This window comes from Massilia sp. UYP32 (genome assembly GCF_050434365.1).
In the GTDB taxonomy this organism is placed as follows: domain Bacteria; phylum Pseudomonadota; class Gammaproteobacteria; order Burkholderiales; family Burkholderiaceae_D; genus Telluria; species Telluria timonae.
Genome location: NZ_JBNDIK010000025.1, coordinates 1 through 25959, shown reverse-complemented (window position 1 = coordinate 25959; position 25959 = coordinate 1). Strand labels below are relative to the sequence as shown.

21 protein-coding genes are annotated in these 25959 nt (G+C 67.8%); 6 read left to right on the top strand and 15 right to left on the bottom strand.

The window, feature by feature from the left end; genetic code table 11:
• Nucleotides 1-48: 48 nt before the first annotated feature.
• The 4 genes from ABIB42_RS19275 to apbC form a co-directional block, all read right to left on the bottom strand.
• On the bottom strand, nt 49-3690 hold the full coding sequence (locus tag ABIB42_RS19275) for an AMP-binding protein (protein ID WP_429248834.1): 3642 nt from the start codon (nt 3688-3690) through the stop codon (nt 49-51).
• Nucleotides 3683-5056: an aminotransferase class I/II-fold pyridoxal phosphate-dependent enzyme gene (locus ABIB42_RS19270; RefSeq protein ID WP_429248833.1), complete on the bottom strand. Its 1374-nt coding sequence runs from the start codon at nt 5054-5056 to the stop codon at nt 3683-3685. The genes ABIB42_RS19275 and ABIB42_RS19270 overlap by 8 nt, the downstream gene beginning before the upstream one ends.
• Nucleotides 5046-7634 (bottom strand): diguanylate cyclase domain-containing protein, encoded by a 2589-nt coding sequence (locus tag ABIB42_RS19265; protein WP_312488980.1) that lies wholly within the window; start codon nt 7632-7634, stop codon nt 5046-5048. Before ABIB42_RS19265 ends, ABIB42_RS19270 begins: the two co-directional genes overlap by 11 nt.
• Nucleotides 7635-7857: 223 nt before the next feature.
• Nucleotides 7858-8946 (bottom strand): iron-sulfur cluster carrier protein ApbC, encoded by a 1089-nt coding sequence (gene apbC, locus ABIB42_RS19260; RefSeq protein ID WP_005666710.1) that lies wholly within the window; start codon nt 8944-8946, stop codon nt 7858-7860.
• 151 nt (nt 8947-9097) lie between these two features.
• On the opposite strand from apbC, the gene metG reads away from it, so the two are divergent.
• From metG to ABIB42_RS19230, 6 genes are all read left to right on the top strand, one after another.
• Nucleotides 9098-11239, top strand: a complete 2142-nt coding sequence (metG, locus tag ABIB42_RS19255; protein ID WP_429248832.1) for a methionine--tRNA ligase — start codon at nt 9098-9100, stop codon at nt 11237-11239.
• A 163-nt stretch (nt 11240-11402) separates the two neighbouring features.
• Complete coding sequence (locus ABIB42_RS19250) at nt 11403-12719, top strand: enoyl ACP reductase FabMG family protein (protein WP_005666707.1); 1317 nt, start codon at nt 11403-11405, stop codon at nt 12717-12719.
• Between the two features lie 76 nt (nt 12720-12795).
• Nucleotides 12796-13005, top strand: a complete 210-nt coding sequence (locus ABIB42_RS19245) for a DUF3460 family protein (protein ID WP_005666706.1) — start codon at nt 12796-12798, stop codon at nt 13003-13005.
• 16 nt (nt 13006-13021) lie between these two features.
• Entirely contained in the window at nt 13022-13888 is an 867-nt protein-coding gene (locus ABIB42_RS19240) for a segregation and condensation protein A (protein WP_005666705.1), read from the top strand.
• A 26-nt stretch (nt 13889-13914) separates the two neighbouring features.
• Entirely contained in the window at nt 13915-14754 is an 840-nt protein-coding gene (gene panC, locus ABIB42_RS19235; RefSeq protein ID WP_040776163.1) for a pantoate--beta-alanine ligase, read from the top strand.
• A gap of 103 nt (nt 14755-14857) precedes the next feature.
• Entirely contained in the window at nt 14858-15622 is a 765-nt protein-coding gene (locus ABIB42_RS19230; protein ID WP_005666703.1) for a flagellar brake protein, read from the top strand.
• Between the two features lie 10 nt (nt 15623-15632).
• On the opposite strand, the gene ABIB42_RS19225 is transcribed toward ABIB42_RS19230, so the two are convergent.
• From ABIB42_RS19225 to ABIB42_RS19175, 11 genes are read right to left on the bottom strand one after another with little or no spacing between them, the layout of a single operon-like run.
• On the bottom strand, nt 15633-16196 hold the full coding sequence (locus ABIB42_RS19225; RefSeq protein ID WP_273028093.1) for a GNAT family N-acetyltransferase: 564 nt from the start codon (nt 16194-16196) through the stop codon (nt 15633-15635).
• 1 nt (nt 16197) lies between these two features.
• Nucleotides 16198-16623, bottom strand: coding sequence for a F0F1 ATP synthase subunit epsilon (locus tag ABIB42_RS19220; protein WP_005666699.1), 426 nt, complete (start codon nt 16621-16623; stop codon nt 16198-16200).
• Between the two features lie 11 nt (nt 16624-16634).
• Complete coding sequence (gene atpG, locus ABIB42_RS19215) at nt 16635-17504, bottom strand: F0F1 ATP synthase subunit gamma (protein ID WP_273036253.1); 870 nt, start codon at nt 17502-17504, stop codon at nt 16635-16637.
• A 37-nt stretch (nt 17505-17541) separates the two neighbouring features.
• Complete coding sequence (locus ABIB42_RS19210; RefSeq protein WP_429248831.1) at nt 17542-18585, bottom strand: hypothetical protein; 1044 nt, start codon at nt 18583-18585, stop codon at nt 17542-17544.
• Between the two features lie 12 nt (nt 18586-18597).
• Nucleotides 18598-18864, bottom strand: a complete 267-nt coding sequence (locus ABIB42_RS19205) for an RNA-binding protein (RefSeq protein WP_429248830.1) — start codon at nt 18862-18864, stop codon at nt 18598-18600.
• 11 nt (nt 18865-18875) lie between these two features.
• The gene (gene fabI / locus ABIB42_RS19200; RefSeq protein ID WP_005666691.1) at nt 18876-19658 is read right to left on the bottom strand and encodes an enoyl-ACP reductase FabI; all 783 of its coding nucleotides are present in this window, start codon (nt 19656-19658) and stop codon (nt 18876-18878) included.
• Nucleotides 19655-20338, bottom strand: coding sequence for a 3-oxoacid CoA-transferase subunit B (locus ABIB42_RS19195; protein WP_429248829.1), 684 nt, complete (start codon nt 20336-20338; stop codon nt 19655-19657). The genes fabI and ABIB42_RS19195 overlap by 4 nt, the downstream gene beginning before the upstream one ends.
• A gap of 18 nt (nt 20339-20356) precedes the next feature.
• On the bottom strand, nt 20357-21004 hold the full coding sequence (locus ABIB42_RS19190; protein WP_429248828.1) for a 3-oxoacid CoA-transferase subunit A: 648 nt from the start codon (nt 21002-21004) through the stop codon (nt 20357-20359).
• A complete protein-coding gene (locus ABIB42_RS19185; RefSeq protein WP_005666684.1) occupies nt 21001-22203 on the bottom strand; it encodes an acetate/propionate family kinase in 1203 nt (400 codons plus the stop codon). Before ABIB42_RS19185 ends, ABIB42_RS19190 begins: the two co-directional genes overlap by 4 nt.
• Nucleotides 22204-22207: 4 nt before the next feature.
• On the bottom strand, nt 22208-23146 hold the full coding sequence (locus ABIB42_RS19180) for a phosphate acetyltransferase (protein ID WP_429248827.1): 939 nt from the start codon (nt 23144-23146) through the stop codon (nt 22208-22210).
• A gap of 11 nt (nt 23147-23157) precedes the next feature.
• The gene (locus tag ABIB42_RS19175; RefSeq protein ID WP_429248826.1) at nt 23158-25557 is read right to left on the bottom strand and encodes a DUF3141 domain-containing protein; all 2400 of its coding nucleotides are present in this window, start codon (nt 25555-25557) and stop codon (nt 23158-23160) included.
• Between the last annotated feature and the right edge of the window lie 402 nt (nt 25558-25959).

The following is a 25959-nucleotide window of genomic DNA, read 5'->3' as shown; positions in this document are numbered from 1 at the left end:
GGTAAAAGAGCGTATTTTACCCCGTCGCCCTGCGCGCGGCTGCATCGGTCAGCCGCCCGCCGCCCCTTCCTGCGCCGTCCCCGCCGCCCGCCTGGCGTCGAGATAGGCGGCCAGCTGCGCCACCGTCTGGTATTCATACAACAGCTCGGCATTGATCGTCATCCCGGTCTGGCGCTCGAGCTCCAGGGCCACCGGCATCGCCGACAGCGAATCCAGTCCCACCTCGGCGAAGGGCTGGTCGTCGCCCAGCGTCTCGACGCCGCCATCCAGCCCGTACAGCAGGCAGCGCCGCACCAGCGCCCGGGTGTCCTCCAGGCCGGCCGGCGCCGGCGCCTCCATTTTCGCCGGCGCGGGAACGGGCGCGCGCGCGGCCGCCTCCCCGGCGCCGGGCGCCCAGCCGGGTTCCAGCAGCGGATCGCGCTCACGGCCCTCCCCCGCCGCCTCCTGGTCCGGCGTGCCGATCGCGTCGGCATAGGCGTCGATGCGCGCCGCCAGGGTCGCCGGCGCCGCCGGCGCGCCATGCTTGAGCTGCGCCCGCAACGCCGACCAGCGGCGCCGCGCCCAGGGGGCCGCCGGGCCGTCGCCGCAGGCTGCCACCAGCAGGGTCCAGGCGCACAGTTCGCCGGCCGCATAGCCCGGGCAGGTCGCGCCGGCCTCCAGCAGCGCCGCGCGCGCCTGCTGCGCCACGTCCGCCCCGTCCAGCACGTCGGCGGCGAACGCCAGGCAGCCGCCGTCCAGCGCGCCGGCGCCCAGGTGCACGTACAGCGCCTCGGTCGGCCCTTCCAGGATGCGCATCACGCGCGCGTCGCGCATCAGGAGCGGCGCCAGGCTCGGCTCCAGGTAGCCGCGCCCGCCCAGCAGCTGCATCAGCATGTCGGCCGCCTCCCACAGCAGCTCCGAGGCCACGCACTTGCAGGCCATGCAGGCTTCCTGCGGCAGGCCGCCGCGGGCGCCCTGGGCCCCATGAGCGCCGCCCCGATCGTCGTAGGCGCCGAGCGCGCGCACCAGCGCCTCGAGCGCGTCGATCGCGCTTGTCAGGCCGTCCAGCCGCGCCAGGGTCACCGGATGCTCCAGCAGGCGCCCGCCCGCCACCTCGCGCCGGCTGGCGTAGCGCAGCATCAGCTGGGCGCAGCGCTTCATGCCGCCCACGCACAGCGCGCCGATGCCGAGCCGGGCGAAGGCCATCGCGTCGCGCGCCACCTCCATGCCGGCGCCTGGCTGGCCCAGCACGTGGGTGTCGGGCACGAACACGTCGTCGAAGCGCAGCGCGTTCTGGACCATGGCGCGCATGCCCATGGTCAGCGCCTCGGCGTCCTGGCGCAGGCCCGGCGCGTCGTCCGGCAGCAGCAGCGCGACCGTTCCCAGCGCCATCCCCTGCTCGTCCAGCGCGCGCGCCACCACCGTGATCCAGCCGGCCCAGTTGGCCAGGCCGATCAGGTGCTTGTCGCCATTCAGGCGCCAGCCCCCTGGGCAGCGCTGGGCGCGGGTGCGCATCGCCAGCGGATTGGCGCCCGCCGCCGGCTCGGTCAGCGCGAACGCGGCCAGCTGGCGCCCGCCGGCCAGGTGCGGCGCCACCGCCGCGCGCAGGCGCTCGGGCGCGAAGCGCAGCACCGGCCGCAGCCCCAGGCCGTTGTGCACCCCGACCGCCGTCGCCAGGGTCAGGTCGATCGCGGCCAGCTGCTCCATCAGGCGCAGCAGGTCGCCGGTCGCCAGCGCCTTGCCGCCCAGGGCGAGCGGCGCCTGCATGCCGAGAAAGCCGTGATTGCCCAGGTCGAGCAGGACGTGCGGCGGCATCGTGCGGCGCTCATCCATCAGGCGCGAGTCGAGCCGGCGCGGCGCCCAGCGCCGCAGCCAGTCGCGCATCTCGCCCGCCGTGCGCCGGCTCTGCTCGGCGGCGCTCGGGTCGCGCCCGTCGCTGCTGCGACGGCGCGGATGCAGTTCGCGCGCCGCGTACACCACGTCCAGTTCCTCGCGCGCGGCCAGCGCGCGACACAGCGCGCGCTGCACCTTGCCGCTGCTGGTGCGCGGGAAGGATCCGGGCCGCACCAGCGCCAGCAGTTCGACCGTGGTGCCGAAGCGGCTGGCCACCGCGCTGCGGATGCGTCCGACCAGCGCGTCGAGCTGGGCCAGGCTGGCGGCGTCGCCGCGCCCGCGCCGGGCGATGCGCACCAGGCGGCGGTCGGCTTCGAGCACGATCGCCAGCCGCTCCTGGCCGCCGTCGTCGACCCCGAACACCGCGCAGCGGTTCGGCTCCAGGAAACCGGCCACCTCTTCCACCAGCATCTCGACGTCCTGCGGATAGATATTGCGGCCGTTGACGATCACCAGGTCCTTCAGGCGCCCGGTGATGTACAGCTCGCCGTCGCGCACGAAGCCCAGGTCGCCGGTGCGCAGCCAGGGTCCGGCGCCGTCCGCCAGCCTGGCCTCGAAAGCGGCCTGCGCCACGAAAGGCGCGTTGCGGTAGCCGCGCGCCACCGCGGGTCCGGCCAGCCAGATTTCGCCGACCCGGCCAGGGCCCGCCGGGCGGCAGCTGTCCGGATCGACCGCCAGCAGGTCCACGCCCGGCGCCGGCGGGCCGCAGCTCACCAGTTCGCGCGCATCGGGGTCGCTGCGGTCGGCCTCGCGCACCTGGCCCGCCTCGAGCCGCGACTGGCTGAGGGCGAAGGTGCGCGGCGCCTGCCCGCGCGGACCGCCCGCCGCCAGCAGGGTGTGCTCGGCCAGGCCGTAGCAGGGGAAAATCGCGCCGGGACGCAAGCCGCACTCGGCGAAGGCCGCGAACAGGCGGCGCACGGTGGCCGCGCGCACCGGCTCGGCGCCGTTGTAGGCCACCGTCAGGCAGGACAGGTCGAGCCGGGCCTTGTCTTCCTGCGTGGCGCGGCGCGCGCACAGGTCCCAGGCGAAATCGGGCGCGCCGGCGCAGGTGGCGCGGTAGGCGTGGATCGCCTCCAGCCAGCGCTGCGGCTGGCGCAGGAAGGTCGCGGGCGCCATCAGGACCGAGCGAAAGCCCACGCTGGCCGGCGTGACGATGCTGCCCACCAGGCCCATGTCGTGGAACGGCGGCAACCAGCTCACCATGACGCTGTCGGCGTCGAAGCCGAAAGCGGCGCGGATCATGGCGACGTTGGCGGCCAGGCTGGCGTGTCCCACCTCGACGCCGCGCGGCGCCATGGTGGAGCCGGAGGTGTACTGGATGAAGGCCAGCGCATCGGGCGCGGTCATGGGCAACTGCGTGGGCAACTGCGTCGGCGCTCCTTGCAGCGCATCGGTGCACAGCAGGCGCGTACGGCCGCCATCCATCACGAAGGCCAGCCCGGGCGCGGCCTCGCGCAGGGCCAGCGCCAGCGCCGGATCGGCGTCGACCAGCAACGCGCGCAGATGCCGCTCGCCGCCGTTGCGGCGCGGCAGCGGGGCCGGCACCGCCACCAGGCCGGCGCGCAGGCAGGCGAAGAACGCGGTCACGAAGGCCAGGCCGGGCGGATACAGCAGCAACGCCCGTTCGCCCGGCGCGGCCTCGCGCGCCAGCACCCCGGCCAGCGCCTCGACGCGCGCGGCCAGCTCGCCATTGCTGAGGGATTCCTCGCGCCCGTCCTCGCGCAGGAAGGTGAAGGCGACGCGTTCGGGCGCGCTGCGCGCGTGGCGTTCCAGCTGGCGCAGGACGAAAGCCGCCTGCAGCGGCTCGCTCTCAGCCACGATAGCGCTCCTGGCAGGCCTCGCGCGGCGACTTGCCGACGAAGGCGCCGGCGCCGGCGCGGCCGCAGGCATTGGCGACCAGGCTGGCGCCGCGCCGCAGCTGGGCCGGCGTGTGCTGGGCCATCAGCTGCAGCCGCAGCCGCGCCGCGCCGAGCGGCACGCCGGGAAACTCGACCGGGTTGACGAACACCGAATCGCGCGCCAGCAGCATGCCGGCCACGCGCGCCGCGCTTTCCAGGCCGGTCCACACCGGCACGATCGGCGACGGCTCGCCCAGGCAATGCAGGCCAGAACAGGCCAGCAGCGCGCGCAGCTCGACCGCGTTGCGCAACAGGTCGGCGCGCAGCCCGTCGCCCTCGCTCGAGGCGACGATGCGCAGGCTTTCCAACGCCACCGCCGCCTGCATCGGCGACAGCGCGTTCGAGAACATGTGCGGCCCGGCGTACAGCTGCAACTGGCGCCGCGCCCCCTGGCTGGCGCAGGCGACGAAGCCGCCGTTGGTGGCGAAGGTCTTGGAAAAGCTGCCCATCACGATGTCGATCCGTCCCTGCATGCGCTGGCTGGCCACCACCCCGCCGCCGCCCGGCCCCAGCGCGCCCAGGTCATGCGCCACGTCGACCAGCAGGGTCGCGCCGTATTCGCGGCACAGGTGCTGCAGCAACGGCAGGTCGGGGCTGTCCGCGTCCATGCTGAACAGCCCCTCGGTCACCACCAGGATGCCATTGACCGCGTCCAGCGCGCGGATCCGCGCCAGCAGCTCGCGCACGTGGTCGCAGTCGAGGTGGCGGTGCACCAGCACGTTGCGGGTGGCGCAGGCCGCGCCCTGGCGCAGCGAGGCGTGGGCCAGGGCGTCGATCACCACGTGGTCGAACGAGTGCACCAGGGCCGTGATCACGCCGAAGGCCGCCGCCCAGCCGGTCGGGAACAGCACCAGCTGGTCGAGGCCCAGCAGCTCGCCGAGCGCGCTTTCCAGCGCCTGCGAATGGCGGGTATTGCCCAGCAGGACGGCCGAGCCGGCGCTGTGCGGCCCGGCGTCGTGCAGCGCGCGCCGCGCCGCCTCGTGCACCGCCGGATGGGCGGCCAGCGACAGGTAGTCCTGGGACGCGAAATTGATGCCGCGCGCGGGCGAGGCGCCATCGTCGGCCACGCTCGCCAGCGGACCGGGCGCGCCGATCAGCACCCTGCCGTAGGGCCAGACGCCGTGGCGGGCGCGCAGCTGCACCCAGGCGTCGAGCGCGCCGCCGCGGCGCAGCAGGTCACGCCCGCGCGGCTGGGCGTACTGGGCGACGTTGCCGTCCAGGGCGCCGGAAGCGCCCAGGGCCGCCGGGTCGCGCACCGGGTCGAAGGGAATCGATTCATTCTGCACGGCGTCCTCCAGCTACGGATTCAAGAATGCGGGTTGGCGCGAGCATGCCGTCGGCGCACTCGCGCTGCTGGCGCCCCAGCAGCGCCGCCACCAGCCCGGGCGCCAGCGGCCGGTCGAACAGGTAACCCTGGGCGGCGTCGACGCCCATCGCGCACAGGTCGCCCAGCTGCTCCGGCGTCTCGACCGACTCGGCGATCACGGAAAGGCCAAGGCGGTGCGCCATCGCCACGATGCTGTCGGCGACGGCGTAGGCGCGCGCGCGGCCGCTGGCGGCGCCCAGGCGGCGCACGAACAGGCCATCCATCTTGAGGATGTCCACCGGCAGCTCGCACAGGTAGTTCAGGCTCGAATAGCCGGTGCCGAAATCGTCGATCGAGACCAGCACGCCGGCGCGCCGCAACTGGTTCACCACGGCGCAATTGGCCGCCAGGTCCTCGATCAGGATGCCTTCGGTGATCTCGAGATCGAGGCAGGCGGGCGGCATTCCGGTCTCGGCCAGGATGGCCAGCATGCGCCCGGCCAGGCCCGGCTCGCGCAGCTGGCGCGCCGACAGGTTGACCGCGGTTTTTATCTCCGGCAGGCCGGCGGCGTGCCAGGCGCGGTTCTGCAGGCAGGCGCAGCGCAGCACCCACTCGCCGATCGGAACGATCATCCCGGTCTCCTCGGCCAGCGGGATGAAGCGGCCCGGGTCGATCCGGCCGTACACCGGATGCTGCCAGCGCACCAGCGCCTCGACCCCGATCACGCGCCGCTCGCGCAGCTCGACCTGCGGCTGGTATTCGATGAACAGCTGGCCCTGGGCCAGGGCGTCGCGCAGGCCGTTCTTCAGCGCCAGGCGCTCGCTCTGCGGCGGCGCCAGCGCGCCGGCGGCGGCGCCGCCGCTGCCCGCATAGAAGCGCACGATGTTCTGGCCCCAGCCCTTGGCGCTGCGCATCGCGATGTCGGCGCGCTTGAGCAGCGCGTCGACGTCGCAGTCCGGCGCCGGATAGAGGGCGATCCCGACCGCCAGCGTCACGTAGCAATCGTGTCCCGCGACCGACAGCGGCGCCGTGAAGCGGTCGAGGATCTTGTCGGCCACCAGCTGGGCGTCGGCCTGGCTGCCCAGGTCTTCCAGCAGCGCCACGAATTCGTCGCCGCCCCAGCGCGCCACCGTGTCGCAGTCGCGCAGGCAGCGCCGGATCGCGCCGCCGGCCTGGTGCAGCAGGATGTCGCCGGCCTCGTAGCCGAGCGCGTCGTTGACTTCCTTGAAGCGGTTGATGTTCAGCAGGAGCAGCGCCACCAGGCGGCCGTTGCGGCGCGCGCGGTCCATCGCATGGCGCAGGCGGTCGCGCAGCAGGCGCCGGTTCAGGAGGCCCGTCAGCTGGTCGCGCTGGAAGCCGTCGGCGCCGTCCAGCGGCGCACGGGCGTCGGTGACCGGCGCGCCCAGGCTTTTCGCCACTTCGGCCGGCCCATCCTCGCCATGGCACAGCACCCGGTTGCGGCCGCCCGACTTGGCCAGGTACAGGGCCTGGTCGGCGCGCACGATGGTTTGCGCCACCTTCTCGCCCAGCCGGTACTCGGCCACGCCGGCCGACACCGTCAGCGTGATGGTGCGCTCCGCGTCAAGGCAGCGCAGGCCTTCGACCGCGCCGCGCACCCGTTCGGCCAGCGCGATCGCGCTCGCGGCCGGCGTCTCGGGCAGCATCAGCAGGAACTCTTCTCCGCCATAGCGCCCGAAGGCGTCGAGCGCGCGCAGCTGCTCCTGCACCGTGCGGGCGAAGTCGCGCAGCACGGCGTCGCCGGCCGCGTGGCCATAGGTGTCGTTGATGCGCTTGAAGAAATCGATGTCGAACAGGCACAGGCAGAACTCGCTGCCGTTGCGATCGGCGCGCTCCTTTTCCTTTTCCACGAGGTCGAGCAGGAAGCGGCGGTTATGGATGCCGGTCAGCTCATCGCGGATCGCCAGCTCGTTGATGGTGGTCAGGGCCTGGCGCAGGCGCGAAAAGCCGTCGTTCTTGGTCAGCTCGAACAGCAGCACGAACACCAGCACCACGACGTACAGGCCGAGGTCGCACACCAGGTGCAGCAGCGGCATGTCGGTCCGCGGCGTCAGCGGCTGGGCCAGGCCGTTGGCCTCCAGCAGGTAGATCAGGGTGGCGCTGGCGCAGCTCATGGCCAGCCAGAAGCCGGCGCACCGCTTCCCACCCAGGAACATGGCCACCACCGGCCCCGTGATCAGCCAGCTGACGGTGGGCGAGACGATGCCGCCCAGGTGCCAGCTGAGCCAGCTGAAATTGAAGAACAGCGCGCACAGGAACACTTCGCGCGCCGCCACCGCGCTGCCGGTCAGGCGCAACACCGGCGGCGCCGACAGCATCACCGCGCAGCACAGCAGGATCTCGACCGCGGCCGTCTCCAGGCCCAGCAGCCAGTAGGCGAGCGCGTACAGCGGCCCGGCGGTGCCGGCCATTACCGCCGCATTCACCACGTTGCCGGCGCGCGCCGCCTGGGCCGCGTCCTGCTGCAGCGCGGCGGGGATGAAGCGGTGCGCGACGCCCAGGTAGCGCCCGCTCCACCGCTGTGTGCTGTCGTCGTCCATGTGATTCCCAATACCCGTTTGCACACCCGTGCGGTGGTCGCTCAAGGTCAGAGTGTAGGTAGGGAATTTCCTAACGACTTTATTTTCAAACAGATAGTTAGCAGGAAAATGCTGACCGATCGGCGCAGTTTCGGGATGCGAAATGAATGACGCGCGCCAACAACAAGGTGCTGGCGCGCGTCGGCGGGAGGGAGTGGAGCGGGGCTTGGCGCCCCGACTCGCGTCAGTCGTTCTTGACGACGATGCTCGGGAACTTGCTGCTCATGTCCTTTGCCTTTTCGGCGATCTTGACCGCGACCTTGCGCGCGATCTGCTTGTAGACGGCAGCGACCTGGCCCTCCGGATCGGCGACCACGGTCGGACGGCCGGCGTCGGCCTGTTCGCGGATCGCCATGGTCAGCGGCAGCGCGCCCAGGAAATCGATGCCGAAGTCGGCGCACATCTTTTCGCCGCCGCCATGGCCGAAGATCGCTTCGGTGTGGCCGCAGTTGGAGCAGGTGTGGGTGCTCATGTTCTCGACCACGCCCAGGATCGGGATGCCGACCTTCTCGAACATCTTGAGGCCCTTGCGCGCGTCGAGCAGGGCGATGTCTTGCGGGGTGGTGACGATCACGGCGCCGGTGACCGGCACTTTCTGCGACAGCGTCAGCTGGATGTCGCCGGTGCCCGGCGGCATGTCGACGATCAGGTAGTCCAGGTCGCGCCAGTTGGTTTGCTCGAGCAACTGCTGCAGGGCGCCGCTGGCCATCGGGCCGCGCCATACCATCGGCTCGTCCGGATCGATCATGAAGCCGACCGACGACACCTGGATGCCGTGGTTCTCGAGCGGCTCCATGCTCTTGTTGTCGTGGCTGACCGGACGGCCGGACACGCCCAGCATCATCGGCTGCGATGGGCCGTAGATGTCGGCGTCGAGCATGCCGACGCTGGCGCCCTCGGCGGCCAGGGCCAGGGCCAGGTTGACGGCCGTGGTCGATTTGCCAACGCCACCCTTGCCCGAGGCGACGGCGATGATGTTCTTGACGTTCGGCATGACCTTCATGCCGCGCTGCACGGTGTGCGACACGATCTTGCTGTAGGCGCGGATGGCGACGCCTTCGACGCCGGGCAGTTCCAGCACGGCGGCGGCGGCCATGCCGCGCAACATTTCGACCTGGCTGGCGGCCGGGTAACCCAGCTCCAGCTCGAAGGTGACCTGGCCGCCTTCGATCTTGATGTTCTTGACCGACTTGGTCGTGACAAAATCTTTTTGGGTGTTAGGATCGATGACTTCCGACAAAGCGGTCTTGACGTCGTTCTCAGTGATGCTCATGGTGCTCTCCGGATGATATTGGGGCGAAGTGTAGCGCAAAACGGCCGGCTTGCTGGGCCGATGGACGCAAAACCGGGCAATACCCCCTGAGCGCGCAGGGCCATCCACTGGTAAAATGCTTCTTTTCATATAACCCGAGCGTTTCGACACCATGACCCGCAAGCTGTTCGTCACCACCGCACTGCCCTACGCCAATGCTGCCTTCCATATCGGCCACATGATGGAATACATCCAGGCCGACATCTGGGTGCGCTTCCAGCGAATGCAGCGCGACAATGGTACGCAACGCGAGGTGCATTTCGTCTGCGCCGACGATACCCACGGCACGCCGATCATGATCGCGGCCGAGAAAGAAGGCATCACGCCGCAGGAATTCGTGGCCAAGATCGCCGCCGGCCGCCCGCAATACCTGAACGGCTTCCATATCGCCTTCGACAACTGGTATTCGACCGATTCGCCGGAAAACGTCGAACTGTCGCAGGGCATCTACCGCAAGCTGCGTGATGCCGGCCTGATCGTCACCAAGACCGTCGACCGCTTCTACGACACCGCCAAGGGCATGTTCCTGGCCGACCGCAACATCAAGGGCGAGTGCCCGGTGTGCCACGCCAAGGACCAGTACGGCGACAACTGCGAAGTGTGCGGCGCCGCCTACCAGCCGACCGAACTGATCAACCCGTTCTCGGTGTTCACCGGCTCGACCCCGGTGCTGAAGCCGTCCGAGCAATATTTCTTCAAGCTGTCCGACCCGCGCTGCTTCCAGTTCCTGAAGGAATGGCTGAACACCCCGGGCCGCCTGCAGCCCGAGATGGTCAACAAGGTGTCGGAATGGCTGGGCGAAGAAGGCGAGAAGCTGGCCGACTGGGACATCTCGCGCGACGCGCCCTACTTCGGCATTCCGATTCCGGATGCGCCGGGTAAATTCTTCTACGTGTGGCTGGACGCGCCGGTCGGCTACCTGGCCAGCCTGAAGAACTATTTCGAGAAGCAAGGCAAGGACTTCGACGCCTTCCTGAACGACCCCGACGCCGAACAGCTGCACTTCATCGGCAAGGACATCGTCTCGTTCCACCTGCTGTTCTGGCCGGCCATGCTGAATTTCTCGGGCCACCCGATCATCGACAAGCTGAAGGTCGCGGTGCACGGCCACCTGACCGTCAATAACGAAAAGATGTCCAAGTCGCGCGGCACCGGCATTTCGCCGCTGCGCTACCTGGAGCTGGGCATGAACCCGGAGTGGCTGCGCTACTACCTGGCCTTTAAGCTCAACGCCAGGGTCGAAGACCTGGACTTCAATGGCGACGACTTCGTGGCCCGCGTGAACAGCGACCTGATCGGCAAATATGTCAATATCGCCAGCCGCTGCGCCGGCTTCGTCGCCAAGCGCTTCGACGGCAAGCTGGCCGACAGTCTGTCGCAGACCGCCCGCGACACCATCTGCAAGGCCCTGATGGCGGACGGCGCCGAGCGCCAGACCAGCATCGCCGCCGCCTTCGAGGCGCGCGAATATGGCCGCGCCCTGCGCGAGATCATGGAAATCGCCGACGTCATCAACCAGTACGTCGACGAGCACAAGCCCTGGCTGCTGGCCAAGGATGAAACCAAAACCGCGGAATTGCACGACGTGTGCACCACGGCGCTCATCCTGTTCCGCCAGCTGACCATCATGCTGGCGCCGGTGCTGCCGAACGTGGCGGCGCGCGTGACGGAATTCCTGGGCGATGCCGAACTGAGCTGGGCCGACACCCATGGCGCCGCCGTCTACGAAACCATGCTCGGCCGCACCATCGGCGCCTATGCGCACCTGATGCAGCGCGTCGATGCCAAGATGGTCGAGAACCTGTTCGACAAGCCTGCGCCTGCCGCGGTTCCTGCACCGGCGCCGAAGGCTGAGGCAACGCAAGCACCGCAGGCCGAGTCGGCCGGCGACAGCGACATCGAAGCCCTGGCCCCGGAAATCTCGATCGACGACTTCACCAAGATCGACCTGCGCGTGGCCAAGATCGTCAACTGCGAACATGTGGAGGGCTCGAGCAAGCTGCTGCGCCTGACCCTGGACGTGGGCGAAGGCCGTCACCGCAATGTGTTCTCGGGCATCAAGTCGGCCTACCAGCCGGAAGACCTGATCGGCAAGCTGACCGTGCTGGTCGCCAACCTGGCGCCGCGCAAGATGAAATTCGGCGTCTCGGAAGGCATGGTACTGTGCGCCTCGAGCGCCGACGAGAAAACGAACCCGGGCCTGTACCTGCTGGACCCGATGCCGGGCGCGACGCCGGGCATGCGTATCCGCTGAATTGTTAAGGCGTGAGGCCGCTCTACCACCGGCACGGCTGGTCGTAGAGCGGCCTCATGCAAGCCTCGGGAAGCATTCCCGAGCTTGTGGCGTGTGTGTACAATGCCATGTTTTAAATATGACAAAACGCCGCCACAAACTCTTTTGATAGGTAGCTAATAATATGACCGATTTGACTCCTCTCCGCCATATCCCAGAAGCCAATGTGTTCCGTAAGGGCGACGTCTTCGTCCTGTTCGGCGAACTGTTCGGCCGCGGCTATGTGAACGGCCTGATCGACCAGGCGCGCGCCGCCGGCATGACCATCGTCGGCGTCACCGTGGGTCGCCGCGACGACAGCGGCGCCCTGCGCGCCCTGAACGACGAAGAACTGGCCGAGGCGGAAGAGAAACTGGGCGGCCGCATCATCAATGTGCCGCTGATGGCCGGCTTCGACATGGACGCCCCGGAAGGCGAACAGAACCCGACCGAAATGCTGTCCGGTATCACCCTGAAGAACTGGCAGGAAGAAAAGCTGGACTGGGAACGCATCGAGCGCTGCCGCGCCGCCGGTGTGGCCCGCTTCACCGGCTCGGCCGCGACCGTGATGGCGGAGATCGACAAGCTGGTGCCGGAAGGCGCCAACGTCTTCTTCGCCCACACGATGGCCGGCGGCATCCCGAAGATCAAGGCCTTCCTGGCCATCGCCAACCGCATCTACAAAGGCCGCGGCGAGCGCTTCATGTCGTCGCGCGCCCTGCTCGACAGCGACCTGGGCAAGCTGATCCTGATGAACTTCGACGAAGTCTCGGCCAACACGCTCAAGTACCTGATCGATGCGTCCGCAGCCATTCGTGAGCGCGTGACCCAGGCTGGCGGCGAAGTGCGCTACACCGCCTACGGCTACCACGGCACCGAGATCCTGATTGGCGACGAGTACCAGTGGCAGACCTACACCAACTACACCCAGGGCTACGCCAAGATGCGCCTGGAATCGATCGCCGAAGCGGCCTGGAAGAACGGCACCTTCGCGACCGTGTTCAACTGCCCGGAGATCCGCACCAACTCGTCCGACATCTTCGTCGGCGTCGAGCTGTCGCTGTTCCCGCTGCTGCGCGCGCTGAAGAAGGAAGGCGGCGGCGCCTGGGCCGACGAGCAGTGGCGCATCTGTGAAGAGCTGCTGGGCGAAGGCACCTCGCTGCAACAGTTGCTCGACACCATCGAGGGGTACAATAACGATGCGACCAGCGCCACCTTCCGCAACTTCGAAGCCTGGCCGATGGACAACACCCCGGAGCTGGCCGACGTCATGATCGGCACCTCGGAAGCCATCACCGGCCTGCACAAGGACAAGAAGGCGCTGATCACCGATCACCTGTCGAGCCTGGTGCTGGAAGGCGCCGGTCCGTTGATGTTCCATGGCGCGTCGGAAAAAATCGCGCCGGTACTGTGGCTCAACCACGACATCATCGCCCGCCAGCTGAACGAGTTGCACAAGTAAGACTTGACGCCGGCGGCGGGTGGCAGAAGAATCTGCCCGTCGCCGGCAACCAGCCGTCATTTATCTTAAGCGAACCATGATCTTCTCGAAAAAACACGTGATGTACGAATCCGAGCACACCAAGTTCATCTCGGAGCTGAAGAAGCAGAATCCGCACCTGGACGCAGGCCAGGTCGCCGGCCGCGCCCTGCTGTGGGACAAGGAGCCGGTCTCGCTCGACGAGCAGGCCCGCATCCAGGAATCGCGCCTGCGCCAGCAGGCCTACCCGTACCAGACCAAGGTCTGAGGCCAGGAGCGCGCGCATGATGCCCCAGGGGGCGGCCGAGGGGGAGGATATCCCTCTGGAAGCCGCCGTGGATGACCAGCATGCCGCGCCATCCTCGCCGGAAGACGCCGCGATCGCGCGCCTGTATGGCGAACCGCTGACGCGCCTGCCCAACGACCTGTACATCCCGCCCGACGCGCTCGAGATCTTCCTCGACGCCTTCGAAGGTCCGCTCGACCTGCTGCTGTACCTGATCCGCAAGCAGAACTTCAACATCCTCGACATCCCGATGGCGCAGGTGACCCTGCAATACCTGGAATACGTGGAACAGATCCGCAAGAGCAACCTCGAGTTGGCGGCGGAATACCTGTTGATGGCTGCGATGCTGATCGAGATCAAATCCCGCATGCTGCTGCCGAAGCGCCAGGACGACCTGGTCGAGGATGTCGGCGACCCGCGCGCCGAACTGGTGCGCCGCCTGCTGGACTATGAGCAGATCAAGTCCGCGGCCGTCGCGCTTGGCAATGTGCCGCAAGAAGGCCGGGACTTCGTGCGCCCGCAACTGTTCGTGGAACAAGGCCTGAACACCGCCCTGCCCGACGTCGATCCCTGGGACTTGCAGCGCGCCTGGCTCGACGTGCTGCGCCGCGCCAAGCTGACCCAGCACCACCGGATCGGGCGCCAGGAATTGTCGGTGCGCGAGCATATGTCGGCCATCCTGCGCACCCTGCAATCGCAGCGCTTCGTCGAGTTCGGCGATCTGTTCGCGGGCCAGCATACAGTACCGATCGTGGTCGTCCATTTTGTCGCCATGCTCGAACTGGCGAAAGAAACACTGATCGAAATTACCCAGGCCGAGCCCTTTGCACCGATCTACGTGCGCCTCGCCTATTCGCCGGCTTGATGCCGGTTTATTCTCATCCGTTCACCATGAAAATCATTTCTTCCATTGACGAATTGCGCGACCAGTTGCGCGGCCAGCTGCGCACCGCTTTCGTGCCGACAATGGGCAATCTGCACGAAGGCCACCTGTCGCTGATGCGCCTGGCGCGCCGTCACGGCGACCCGGTGGTCGCCTCGATCTTCGTCAACCGCCTGCAGTTCGGCCCCAACGAGGATTTCGACAAATACCCGCGCACCTTCCAGGAAGACGTGGCCAAGCTGGAAAAAGAAGGCGTCTACGTGCTGTTCGCGCCGACCGAGAAGGATTTGTATCCCGAGCCGCAGGAATACCGCGTGCGTCCGCCGGAAGGCCTGGGCAATACGCTGGAAGGCGAGTTCCGCCCCGGCTTCTTCGAGGGCGTGTGCACCGTCGTGACCAAGCTGTTCTCGTGCGTGCAGCCGCGCGTGGCCGTGTTCGGCAAGAAGGATTACCAGCAATTGATGATCGTTCGTAATATGGCGCGCCAGTTCGCCCTGCCGACCGAAATCATCGGCGCCGAGACTTTCCGCGCCGAGGACGGCCTGGCCCTGTCCTCGCGCAATGGTTACCTCTCGAGCGACGAGCGGGCCGAAGCCCCGGTGCTGTACCAGCACCTGAACGTGGTGGCCGACACCATCCGCGGCGGCGAGCGCGACATCGAAGCCGTCGAAGCACGCGCGATGGCGGCCCTGGCCGGCCGCGGCTGGAAACCGGACTATGTTTCGGTGCGCAAGCGCATCGACCTGCAGGCGCCGGAAGCTGCCGACCTGGAGCGCGGCGAGCCGCTGGTGGTGCTGGCGGCGGCCAAGTTGGGCGCCACCCGCCTCATCGATAACCTGGAAATTTGATCGATGCCAATGCTGCACGATTGATTTCCGGATTGCAACAAGATTGCAAAGAGCGTTATACTTCCGTGCAGCAGCATTTTACAATCACGTCCAGGACCCCGCCGTGAACGTCTCCGATGCCGTCGCCATTGCCCGCAAGGGCCCGCCAAAGTCTTCCGACCTCTTGAGCCGCATTCCCGGCAATGCCGCGCCACACCAGATGTCGGATCCTTTCGACATCGGCGAAGCCTTGACCGCCCTGTCGCTCAGCGGCGATCCGGTGACCGTCTATTCCGGCATCCAGGAGCCGATCCTGGTGCGGATCGAGTCGGTCGATCCGGAGTTGCCACACTTCGTGCTGGATTTCACTGGCAGTGAATTGCCGATGACCCACCACGCCACCTTCGTCAGCGCGATCGGCGGCAACGCCAAGCTGCAATTCGAACTCGAAAGCGACTGGGACAGCCTGCCCGGCCAGCCGCACCTGGTGCCGGCGACCTTCCCCGAACACTGCCTGGTGCTGAACCGGCGCTCGGCGCGCCGGGTCGAGACCCCGGTCGGCGCCAACTACAGCGCCAGCTTCGGCCTGTCGGGCCGCCAGGTCGAACTGCCGCTCTACGATTTTTCCCAGGGCGGCGTCGGCATGCGGGCCACGCCCGAACAGTGTTTCGGGCTACACGTCGGCAAGAAACTGATCGGCGTGCGGCTCGAACTCGGGCCGGCGCTGGTCATCACGGCCGACCTCGAAGTGCGCCTGATGCGCCCGTTCCGCACCTTCCTGCTGGGCGACCAGGTGCAGATCGGCTGCAGCTTTTGCAGCATCTCGATGCAGATGCAGCAGACGCTGGAGCGCTTCCTGACCAGCGAGCGCCGCACCGCGGCGCGCTGACCGGCGCCCTCTATCCTGCGTCGGCGGCGCCGCCGGCCAGGTCCAGCCTGACCACCCGCAGCGTGGCGTCGTCGTCGCATTGCCGGTCGACGAAGCCCAGGCGCCTGGCCAACCGCCGCATCGGCGTGTTGGCCGCAAGCACATACCCCTCCATGCAGCGCAATCCGCGCGCGGTCGCCTGCGCGATGAGTATCTCCAGCAAGCGCCGCGCCAGGCCGAGTCCGTGCCAGTCGTCGGCGACGGTGACGGCGAACTCGCAGGTATCAACGCCCTGCGCGCCGACATAGCGCGCGCCCGCGACGATGTCCTGGTCCGGCCCGCCCTCCCCGCTGACGGCGACCAGCGCCAGGTCATGGTCCGGGTGTGGGCGCGTCGCCGCCGCCAGCATGGCGGGCGACGGCTCGCGCACCGGCATCATGAAGCGCGCGTAGCGCGAATCCGCCGACAGCCGATGGAAGGCGTCGCGCAGTTCGTCTTCGTCCTGCGTCCGGATCTCGCGCAGCAAGGCCGTGCGGCCGTCGCGCAGTTGTGCCAGGGCCGGCAGCCCCGCCCTGCCAGGTGGGTCGTCCTGCATCTCAGCGCCGTTTCTTTTGCCGCGACAGGGTCTGGATTTGCGCAATCGCGATCGCCAGTTCCGACTGCGCCTTGGCGTAGTCGATCTTGGTGTCCCGGTTGCGCAGCGCCTCTTCGGCCTGCCTGCGCGCCTCGTTCGCGCTGGCTTCGTCCAGGTCGCGTCCGCGGATGGCGGTGTCCGCCAGCACCGTGACCTCGTACGGCTGCACTTCCAGGATGCCGCCGGCGACGAACACCAGTTCTTCGTCCTCCTGCCCCGGCACCTTGATGCGCACCGCCCCCGGCCGGATCCGTGTCATCAGGGGCGTATGCGTGGGATAGATGCCGAGCTCGCCGCTTTCGCCGGGCAGCGCGACGAACTCCGCGTCGCCCTCGAACACTCCTTCCTCGGCCGAGACGACGCTGACGTGGATCGTAGGAGTTGCCATGATGTTCTCGCTCAGACCGCCGCCGCGCCGGAGACGATCTCGGACAGTTCCTTCGTGATCGCCGCCTGGCGCGTCTTGTTGTAGACCAGCTTGAGGTCGTCGATGATGCTCGCCGCGTTGTCGCTGGCCGCCTTCATCGCCATCCTGCGCGCCGAATTCTCGGACGCGAAGCTTTCGGCCACGGCCTGGTAGATCAGCGCCTCGACATAACGTATCAGCAGGTCGTCGATCACCTGGGCCGGTTCGGGCTCGTACAGGTAGTACCAGCCATGCGTGCCCCGTTCGGCCCGCACGTTTTCCGGCACCAGCGGCACCAGCTGCTCGATGACGGATTGCTGGCTCATCGAATTGATGAACTTCGTGTAGCACAGGTGAATCGCGTCGACCTGCGCGTTCTGGTAGGCGTCGAGCAGCACCTTGGCCGGGCCCAGCAGCCGTTCGAGGTGCGGGGTGTCGCCCAGTTGCACGGCATGCGCGACCACCCTGGCGCCGATGCGGTTCATGAACGACAGTCCCCGGTTGCCGATGACGACCAGGTCGCTGCGGATGCCCCGTTCTTCGTGTTCGCGCATGGCCTGCGTCACGGTGCGCAGGATATTGGTGTTCATGGCGCCGCACAGGCCCTTGTCGGTCGTGACCACGATGAAGCCGACCCGCTTGCCCTCGCTGTGCGTGATGAGGAAGGGATGGCTGTATTCGGGGCTCGCCTCGGCCAGGTGCCCGGTGATGTTGCGGATCTTGCGCACATAGGGACGCGCGGCGCGCATCCGCTCCTGCGCCTTGCGCATCTTGGACGTGGCGACCATTTCCATCGCCTTGGTGATCTTCCTGGTGCTTTCCACGCTCTTGATCTTGTCGCGTATTTCCTTGCCCCCAGCCATGATGTCTGCTCCTTGTAAGCTGCCTGGTGAACCGGCATCAGGACCACAGTCCCGACGCCAGCAGTTGCTCGGCTTCCTCGAACACGCTTTTTCCCGGCAGCAGGCTGGTCCGCGCGAAGCGCACCAGCGCGAATGCGCGCATCCGTGGCGGCAGCGTCGGCAGGCGCGCGATCCGGAATTCGAGGTCGCTCATTGGCGCGCCCGTCGGCGTGCCCGGCTCGACCACGACGTTCATCCGGTCCAGGGTCAAGCGCCTGGTCGACACCGACAGATGCCGTGCAGGCTGGGCGAACACCGCGCGCACCTGCTCGAGTTCGCGCTCCAGCGCGTCTTCGCGCAGCCCCAGCCCGGCCAAGTCGCGCGCGTTTTCCTCGACCCGCTCTTTCAGCCGCGCCAGCTCGCCAAGGTCGCTCGCGACGTCGCCGCCGATCACCGAGCGGATGCCGCGGCCCTGGCGTTCGAGCAGTTGCAGCCGCGTCTTGAGCAGCGCACGTTCGCACTCGAGCGCGGCGCGGCGCGACTTGTCCGCGGCGCTGCGCGCCAGTCCCGCCAGCGCGAGCTCGTCCGGCAGGCGCCGCACGATCTCATCCCTGAGTTCGGCGTCGACGCGGCCGCACATCCTGACCTGGTGGTCGCCGAAACTCAGCGTGGTCTGCGGCACGTCGCGGCGCATCGTTTCACCCTCTGCCCTGGCGCCCAGGACGTGGCGTTCGACCAGCTCCATCCCCAGCACCGCATACGCTTCGGGCACGTCGCCGTTGTCGGCGAAATAAGCCCGCAAGTCAGTCGAGTGGCTGATCCGCAATGCGACGTCGTCGGGTCCGGCGAACCAGGCGTGGATATAGGGGTCGCCATCCCAGGCCGCGGCGCTGGCCTCGCGCGCCGCCGGCACGGCATCGACCAGCGCGCGCACATAGGCGTACGAGGTCGCCACCGCCGGCGCGAGATGCTTGCGGCAGTGGCGCGCCAGGCCCAGCTGCGGATGCAGCGCCAGCAGGCGTTCGATCGCCGCGTTGACGCTTTCCCTGTCCTGCGCCGTGGCGTTATCGCCCTCGCGCCTGATCCTGTCGAGCAAACCCATCGCCGGTCCTCGTTACTGCTGGTTATAGCGTTCGTTGACGATATGCACATGAATCTTCCGGTTGTTCCAGAACATGTCCTGGACGCGCGGCAGCAGAGTGCGCAGCGCTTCCGGCGGCGCACTCTGCTGCCGGAACGTCAACAGCACCGCAGGCCGCGAACCGTTGCCGGGCAGGTGTTCGATCTCGTCGAACGGCGGAAACCCATACTTGACCAGGAAGGCCTTGATGTCCTCGTCGCTGGTGCCCGCCTCCACGTTTCCCATCACTAAGTCAGCCATCGCAGCTCCTTTCAGGCCATGATGTGCACGCCGCCATCGACATACATGGTTTCGCCGGACAGCCGCCTGGCATACGGCGTGGCCAGGAAGGCGCAGGCGAAACCGACGTCCATGATGTCGACCAGCTCCCCGAGCGGCGCGCGCTCGGCCGCCTGCGCGAGCAGCAGGTCGAAGTCCTTCAGGCCCGAGCCCGCACGCGTCTTGAGCGGCCCCGGCGACATGGCGTGCACCCGGATATGCCTGGGCCCGAGTTCGTAGGCCAGATAGCGCGCACACGCTTCCAGCGCCGCCTTCACCGGCCCCATCAGGTTGTAGTTGGCGACCACCTTGTTGGCGCCGTAGTAGCTCATCGTGAACATGCTGCCGCCGTCCTTCATCAGGCGCGCCGCCTGGCGCGCCATGCGCACGAAGGAGTGGCACGAGATGTCCATCGCCTGGCCGAAGCCCTCGGCGCTGCTGTCGAGCAGCCCGCCCTGCAGGTCTTCCTTCGGCGCCCAGGCGATCGAGTGCACGAACAGGTCGAGCTTGCCCCATTGCCGTTCGATTTCGCCGAACACGGCCTGGATGTCTTCCGGCCTGGTCACGTCGAGCGGCATGAAGATCGGCGCGCCGAGCTCGCGCGCGAGCGGTTCGACATAGGTCCTGGTCTTTTCGCCGGTATAGGTGATGGCGAGTTCCGCGCCGAGCTCGCGGAATGCCTTGGCGCATCCGTAAGCGATCGAATGCTCGTTGGCGATCCCGGAGACCAGGGCCTTCTTGCCCTCCAATATCGGGCGGTGGCGTTCATTCGTCATGACGAAGCTCCTTCGATTGAATTCATGCCCTCGATCCGCATCTGCGGCACCTGGCCCGGCACCACCAGCTCGGCCTCGGTGGCGGCCAGCACCTGTTCCACCCCGACGCCGGGCGCGGTTTCCAGCAAGGTGGCGCGTCCGCCTTCGAAGCCGATGACGGCCAGTTCGGTCACCAGGAGGTCGATCGCGCGCGTCGACGTCAGCGGCAGCGAGCATTGCCGCACGATCTTCGGCTTGCCCTTGGCGGTATGCTGCATGGCGACGATGACGCGCCTGGCGCCCGTCACCAGGTTCATGGCGCCGCCCATGCCGGGCACCATCTTCCCGGGAATCATCCAGTTGGCCAGCAAGCCCCCCTGGTCCACCTGCAGGCCGCCCAGCACCGTGAGGTCGAGGTGCCCGCCGCGGATCAGGCCGAACGAGAGCGCGCTGTCGAAGGTCGCGGCGCCAGGCAGGGCCGTGACCGGCTGGCCGGCGGCGTCGGTCAGATAGGCCTGGGCCAGGCCCTCCTGTGGAATCGGCCCGGTGCCGACCAGGCCGTTCTCGGACTGAAAGTAGATGTGCATATCGCGCGGGACGTAGTTGGCGACCAGGGTCGGAATGCCGACGCCGAGGTTCGCCAGCATCCCCGGGCGCAATTCCTGGGCGATGCGTTTGGCGATCAGGGTTGGCGCGTCCATGGTTCGACCTTCCATCATTCACGCGTGGGCCACGAGGTAATCGACCAGCACCGCCGGCGTCACGACATGGTCGGGCGAAATCATCCCCACCGGCACGATATGGGCGGCATCGACGATCACGGTGTTGGCGGCCATCGCGATCACGGGATTGAAATTGCGGGCGGTCAGGGCGTAGACCAGGTTGCCCTCGTAATCGGCAAGGAAGGATTCGACCAGGGCGAAATCGGCCCCGAGCGCCGTCTCCAGCAGGTAGGGTGCGCCGTCGACCTCGATCTTGCGCTTGCCCTCTTCGACCGCGGTGCCGACGCCGGTCGGCGTCAGGACGCCGCCCAGGCCATGGCCGGCGGCGCGCAGGCGCTCGATCAGGGTGCCCTGCGGCACCAGTTCGACCTCGATGGCGCCGGCGATCATCTTTTGCTGGGTTTCCGGGTTGAGTCCGATATGGCTGACGATCGCCTTGCGCACGGCCCCGGCCGTGACCAGCTTGCCAATGCCACGGCCTGGGGTGGCGGTGTCGTTCGCGATCACGGTCAGCTCGCGCTTGCCCTGGCGCGCCAGTTCGTCGACCACCCGCTGCGGCGTGCCGACGCCCATGAAGCCGCCGATCATGAGGCTGGCCCCGTCCGGTATCATGGCGACCGAGTCCTCCAGGCTGACCGTTTTCATGCCGCCGCCCTCACTGCTTCCTTGCGCACGACTGCTCTCGTATGGCGCGCGATCATCAACTCCTCGTTGGTCGGAATCACCCAGGCCGAGACCTTGCTGCCCGCCGTGCTGATGCGCGGCCCACCGGCCGCATTGGCGGCCGGCTCGAGGTCGACCCCGAGCCAGCGCGCCGCGCGGCAGACCCGTTCGCGGATCAGCGCCGAATGCTCGCCGATGCCGGCGGTGAACACCAGGGCGTCGATGCCCTCGGTGGCGGCGGCCAGCGAGCCGAGTTCGCGGCCGATGCGGTAGACGAACAGGTCGACCGCGAAGCGCGCCCGCGCATCGTCGCTGTCCAGCAAGGTCCGCATATCGCTCGAGATGCCCGACACGCCGAGCAGGCCCGACTGCTTGTAGATCAGGTCTTCGATGGCGCGCGCATCCATCTTGAGATAGTCGATCAGGAACAGCACCACGCCCGGGTCCAGGTTGCCGCAGCGGGTCCCCATCGGCAGGCCGTCGACGGCGGTGAATCCCATGGTGCTGGCCACGCTCTTGCCGCCCGCCAGCGCGCACAGGCTCGAGCCATTGCCCAGGTGCGCCACCAGGGTGGCGCGGGCGGCGCCCAGCTCCGGATAGGCCGGCAGCACCGACGCGATGTATTCGTACGACAGGCCATGAAAGCCATAGCGCCGCACCCCCAGCCTGGTGATGCTGTCCGGCAGCGCATAGGCCTGCGCCACCTCGGGCTGCGCGCGGTGGAAGGCGGTGTCGAAGCAGGCCACTTGCGGCAGGTCCGGCCGCGCATCAAGCAGGGTGCGGATCGGCGCCAGGTTGTGCGGCTGGTGCAGCGGCGCGAGCGGCGTCAAACGGTCGAGCGCTTCGATCACGGCCGGGGTGACGAGCGCCGCTTCGGTGAACTGCACGCCGCCATGCACGACGCGGTGGCCGACCGCCACCAGCCGGTGCTCTGCGCGGTGGCTGCGCAGGAAGTCGCCGATGTAGTCGGTCGCCTCCTGGTGTCCGAGCGCGGCGTCGGCTTCCCAGCGCCGCTCGCCGATCAGCGCCCCGTCGGCGTCCTTCGCGCTGAATTTCGCCGCATTGTAGAGCCCTTCGACCTGGCCGTGGAGCACGAGCTCGGGTTCGGCCGGGCCGGCGTCGAAGGCGCGGAACTTGATGCTCGACGAGCCGGCGTTAAGCACGAGAATGAGGTCGGCCATGGCGTCACCTCACCGGCTTGCCGCTCTCGCGGCGCGCCTTGACCACCAGCGTGGCGACCGCGCACGAGGCCAGCCGGGTCACCATCGAGTCGGCGCGGCTGGTGAGGATGATCGGCACCCGCGCGCCGAGGACGATGCCGGCCGCATCGGCGCCGGCCAGGAAGGACAGGCTCTTGGCCAGCATGTTGCCGGCCTCGAGATCGGGCACCAGCAGCACGTTGGCGCGCCCGGCGACGGGCGAATCGATCTTCTTGATCCTGGCCGCGTCCGGGTCGATCGCGTTGTCGAGCGCCAGCGGGCCGTCGACCAGGGCGCCGTGGATCTGGTGGCGGTCGACCATCTTGCACAGTGCGGCGGCCTCGACCGTGGAAGGCACTTTCGGGTTGACGGTTTCCATCGCCGACAGCACCGCCACCCGCACTTCCCTGAACTGCAGGGCGTGCGCGAGGTCGATGGCGTTCTGCAGGATGTCCATCTTTTCTTCCAGCGTCGGCGCGATATTCACGGCGGCATCGCTGATGACCAGCGCATCGGCATACCCGGGCACGTCCATGACGAAACAGTGGCTGACGCGGCGCGCGGTGCGCAGCCCAGTCTCGCGCTTGACCACCGCGCCCATCAGCTCGTCGGTATGCAGGCTGCCCTTCATCAAGGCCTCGGCCTTGCCCTCGCGTACCAGCTCGACGGCCTTCGCCGCCGCCGCATGGCTGTAGGCCGCCTCGACGATCGGCACGTCGCCGATCCGCAAGCTATTCTCTTGCGCCACCGCCTCGATCCGTGCGCGCGGCCCGACCAGGACCGGGGCGATCAGGCCGATCCGCGCGGCTTCCAGCGCGCCGGTGAGCGAGCTGGCGTCGCAGGGATGGACGACGGCGGTCGGCAACGGCGGCAGTTCCTTGCAATAGTCGATCAGCCGCTGGTATTTCTCGTGCTTCGGTTCCATGTCGGGTCCTTTCAATGAAGGCGCGTGGAGGTCGGCGCGTCGGGGACAGTCCGGAACGCGGGCCGCTCGCCGGCCTGGCCATCGGGTTCGCCCTTGTGTTCGCCCTCATGTTCGTCACTGAGCAGCGCATGCAGCCGCTCCACCATGGCCAGCTGGGCGCCGGTCGGCGGCGTCGCCTGCACCCGCTCGTCGGCCATCAATTCGTCGACCAGGTGCAGCAGCCGTTCGCGGTCGCCACGGTCGCGCAACAAGGTCGGCAAGGTGGCGATCGCCTTCTCGGGCTCGTAGCTGGTGATGATTTCCTGCTCGCCGCGCAGGCGGCGCCACTGGTCGAGCGGCACGTCCGGCAGATAGTCGGCGTAGTCCTGCGCCAACTCCTTGCGCTTGACCAGGCGCGACAGCGGCAGCAGCGTGCCCTGTTGGGCGCGCAGGCTGGCCAGGCGGGCGAAGGCCTCGGCATAGCCGCCCTCGGCGATCGAGTCCAGCGCTTCCTGGACGTAAGGCAGCGCGCGCGCATCCTGCGTCTCGGGCGCCGCTTGCGCCGGTTTGCGGTCCGCCAGGTAGAGCGAGTACATGTTCGCGTAGATGCTGAAGAAGCCCGCTTCGGTGTTGGCGTCGCGCACCGCCCGATACAGGTCCAGCGACGCGCTGACCAGTTCGGCGCCGGCGTCTTCCAGGCGCCGCCACGGATCGCCTTCGCCCAGCGCTTGGCGCTGCTCCCGGACTGCCCGCGCCGCGGGTTCGAGCCACGCCATCCAGGGATTGCGGCTCGACAGCGCCCAGTTCTGCACGCGCAAGGGGTGGAAGACGCGCAGCAGGCGCGCGCTCAGGTCGTTGGACATGGCCTTCACCAACGGTTGCACGAACAGTTCATAGCCCCGCTGGTTGAAGTCGGACAGCGCCGCCACCGCCTCGAACGGCTGTTCGTCGACGCGGTTGAAGCGATTGAACTGGGTGCTGACGTCCTCGAGCCGGCGTTCGTGGAAGGTGACCTCGTATTGCGGCTTGCCATCAAGGCTGCCGTCCCTGGTTTCGGTGATCTGCATGCCGTACAGGCCGGGCGGCAGGAGCTCGACTTCATTGAGCACCGAGACCAGCTGCGTATACTCCTTCTTGGCCACCTTGCCGGAGACGAAAATGCCGAGATGGCCGATATTCTGGTGCAGCAGGCCCACGATCACCTGGCCGCGCGCCTTGATTTCCTCGGTGCTGCCATAGATGTCGGCCACCCAGTTGAAGGCTTGCTCCGGCGGCGTGATGTTGTCGCCCATCGATGCGAACAGGATGATCGGCATCTCGATGGCGCGCAGGTCGAAGGCCTGGCCGGTATTGCCCTTGACGTCGCCGGACCACAGCTTGTTGCCGACGAACAGGTTGCGGGTGATGAATTCGATCTCTTCGCGGTTCAACAGGTAATACGTGCCCCACCAGCGCTCGAAGTCCAGGTAGCGCGCCGGTTCGGTGTCGGCGAGCTGGTACACCTTGTAATACTTGTCCCACAGCGAGTTGGCCGGATTCAGGTTCTCGAAGTTCTGTACCAGATGGGCGCCGTCGAACACGCCGTTGCCGAGGTCGGCGACGAAGGAGGACAGCCAGGTGCCGCCCAGCATCCCACCGGCATAGCGCATCGGATTGTCGCCCTCGCCTTCGTTCCAGGCGCCGCTCACATACGACATCGGCGCCCCGTTGATGAGGAGCGGCCCGGTATCGTCGGGGCTGGACGCGGCCAGCATCATCGCCGCCCAGCCCCCCTGGCAGTTGCCGATGATGGCCGGTTTCTCGCTGGCCGGGTGCAGCGCGCGCACGTGTTTCACGAACTGCCCCTCGGCGCTGCACACGTCCAGCAACGTTTGCCCGGGTTCCGGGTCGCGGAAGAAGCTGACGAAGTACACCGGATGGCCGGCGCGCATCGCCACGCCCGCCTGCGAATCGTCCTTGAAGCCGCCGATGCCGGGGCCATGGCCGGCGCGCGGATCGATGATCAGATAGGGGCGCTTGGCGGGGTCGAGCGTGACGCCGGCCGGCGGAACGATCCGCAGCAGCGCATAGTTGACCGGCCGCGCGAAGCCGCGCCCGTCGAGGACGGTTTCGTAGTCGAAATGCAGGACCGGCGCCGATCCCTTCGCCGCGCGCTCGAGGAAGTTGTCTCCGCGCTGGCGCAAGGTGTCCCAGAACAGGATGGAACGCTGGAAGGCGTCGACCGCATAATGCTGGTACGACCAGGGATTGAGTCCGGCCATCCAGGCCGCAGGCCCAACCTTGGCGTCCGGGACCTTGTCGCCCGCCGCCTCTTCCACCGCCGCCCGGGCGCGCTGGCCGAACTGCGCCAGCGCGGTCTTCACGCGCTTTTGATGGATGAGACTGATCTTGGTGCCGATCTCATGGCTCCGTGCAAGGTGCTTAGTGTCCATGTACGAACCTCAAAGGGAGGAAAGCCGTTGCTCGGGAAACGAAGGTGCGTGCCGCTTGATCCGCTGCAGCTCCCATTCTCGGCTTATCTGATCAAGCCACAATCAGACCATGGTCCCACTTTGCCGCCGCTTCATGGCGGTTGCGGGCGGGCCGGTGCGCCGGCTGTTCAGCCGAAAAGTATGGGAGTGGAAGTCGCACGCGCCCTGGACACGTCGGGCTGCGGATAAGTGATGGCACGGATGGGAAGCAGTGTCAGCTCGCTGCGAATCCGTCCTTACAATTAGATGTCCGCGATGGCTAACTACTTGTTTAGTTCCGTGCGATCATTTTCCTCGTCGTAGCTGGCCTTTGTTCCGTGCAAAGGCTATGCTCGACGACTTGATTGCTGGATTCAGCAGTCC

Bases quoted from the DNA above. Each gene is read 5' to 3' on its own strand.
- ABIB42_RS19265 (WP_312488980.1), bottom strand. From the start codon at position 7,634: ATGGACGACGACAGCACACAGCGGTGGAGCGGGCGCTACCTGGGCGTC.
- apbC (WP_005666710.1), bottom strand. From the start codon at position 8,946: ATGAGCATCACTGAGAACGACGTCAAGACCGCTTTGTCGGAAGTCATC.
- metG (WP_429248832.1), top strand. From the start codon at position 9,098: ATGACCCGCAAGCTGTTCGTCACCACCGCACTGCCCTACGCCAATGCT.
- ABIB42_RS19250 (WP_005666707.1), top strand. From the start codon at position 11,403: ATGACCGATTTGACTCCTCTCCGCCATATCCCAGAAGCCAATGTGTTC.
- ABIB42_RS19245 (WP_005666706.1), top strand. From the start codon at position 12,796: ATGATCTTCTCGAAAAAACACGTGATGTACGAATCCGAGCACACCAAG.
- ABIB42_RS19240 (WP_005666705.1), top strand. From the start codon at position 13,022: ATGATGCCCCAGGGGGCGGCCGAGGGGGAGGATATCCCTCTGGAAGCC.
- panC (WP_040776163.1), top strand. From the start codon at position 13,915: ATGAAAATCATTTCTTCCATTGACGAATTGCGCGACCAGTTGCGCGGC.
- ABIB42_RS19225 (WP_273028093.1), bottom strand. From the start codon at position 16,196: ATGCAGGACGACCCACCTGGCAGGGCGGGGCTGCCGGCCCTGGCACAA.
- ABIB42_RS19220 (WP_005666699.1), bottom strand. From the start codon at position 16,623: ATGGCAACTCCTACGATCCACGTCAGCGTCGTCTCGGCCGAGGAAGGA.
- atpG (WP_273036253.1), bottom strand. From the start codon at position 17,504: ATGGCTGGGGGCAAGGAAATACGCGACAAGATCAAGAGCGTGGAAAGC.
- ABIB42_RS19210 (WP_429248831.1), bottom strand. From the start codon at position 18,585: ATGGGTTTGCTCGACAGGATCAGGCGCGAGGGCGATAACGCCACGGCG.
- ABIB42_RS19205 (WP_429248830.1), bottom strand. From the start codon at position 18,864: ATGGCTGACTTAGTGATGGGAAACGTGGAGGCGGGCACCAGCGACGAG.
- fabI (WP_005666691.1), bottom strand. From the start codon at position 19,658: ATGACGAATGAACGCCACCGCCCGATATTGGAGGGCAAGAAGGCCCTG.
- ABIB42_RS19195 (WP_429248829.1), bottom strand. From the start codon at position 20,338: ATGGACGCGCCAACCCTGATCGCCAAACGCATCGCCCAGGAATTGCGC.
- ABIB42_RS19190 (WP_429248828.1), bottom strand. From the start codon at position 21,004: ATGAAAACGGTCAGCCTGGAGGACTCGGTCGCCATGATACCGGACGGG.
- ABIB42_RS19185 (WP_005666684.1), bottom strand. From the start codon at position 22,203: ATGGCCGACCTCATTCTCGTGCTTAACGCCGGCTCGTCGAGCATCAAG.
- ABIB42_RS19180 (WP_429248827.1), bottom strand. From the start codon at position 23,146: ATGGAACCGAAGCACGAGAAATACCAGCGGCTGATCGACTATTGCAAG.
- ABIB42_RS19175 (WP_429248826.1), bottom strand. From the start codon at position 25,557: ATGGACACTAAGCACCTTGCACGGAGCCATGAGATCGGCACCAAGATC.